The organism is Microseira wollei NIES-4236, assembly GCF_020521235.1.
Taxonomy (GTDB): domain Bacteria; phylum Cyanobacteriota; class Cyanobacteriia; order Cyanobacteriales; family Aerosakkonemataceae; genus Microseira; species Microseira wollei.
In genome coordinates, this window is record NZ_BLAY01000555.1 from 1 (window position 1) to 480 (window position 480).

The window sequence follows — 480 nt, forward strand, 5'->3', positions numbered from 1 at the left end:
GCAAAGGGGATGGGGGAGCAAAGGGGATGGGGGAGCAAAGGGGATGGGGGAGCGGGGGATGAAGCAGTTGAGTCGAGAAACCTTTAAAAGTCATTTGGACTTGGACATCTACAAGAAGGCGTTTGAAGCTGCCATGCAGATTTTTGAATTGTCCAAAAAGTTTCCGATTGAAGAACGATACTCATTGACAGACCAGATTCGTCGTTCATCACGTTCTGTTTGTGCAAATTTTGCTGAAGCATGGCGAAAGCGTCGGTACGAAGCAGCTTTTATCGCCAAGCTCAACGATTGTGAAGCTGAAGCTGCACAGACCCAAACTTGGATTAAGTTCGCAGAAAGATGCAATTACATAAATACTGAAACAGGTCGAGAACTTTATGGAACTTATAACCAGGTTTTAGCTGGTCTTGTAACCATGATTAACAACCCATCACCTTGGTTGATGAAGCATTAAGCCCCCCCATCCCCTTTGCTCCCCCA

At 46.0% G+C, this 480-nt stretch carries 1 protein-coding gene; it reads left to right on the forward strand.

Going from position 1 to position 480, the window contains the following annotated elements; translation table 11 throughout:
* Nucleotides 1-58: 58 nt before the first annotated feature.
* Nucleotides 59-454: a four helix bundle protein gene (locus MiSe_RS49830; protein ID WP_226595040.1), complete on the forward strand. Its 396-nt coding sequence runs from the start codon at nt 59-61 to the stop codon at nt 452-454.
* Nucleotides 455-480: the final 26 nt, after the last annotated feature.

Coding starts and splice junctions, on each gene's coding strand:
- MiSe_RS49830 (WP_226595040.1), top strand. CDS start 59: ATGAAGCAGTTGAGTCGAGAAACCTTTAAAAGTCATTTGGACTTGGAC.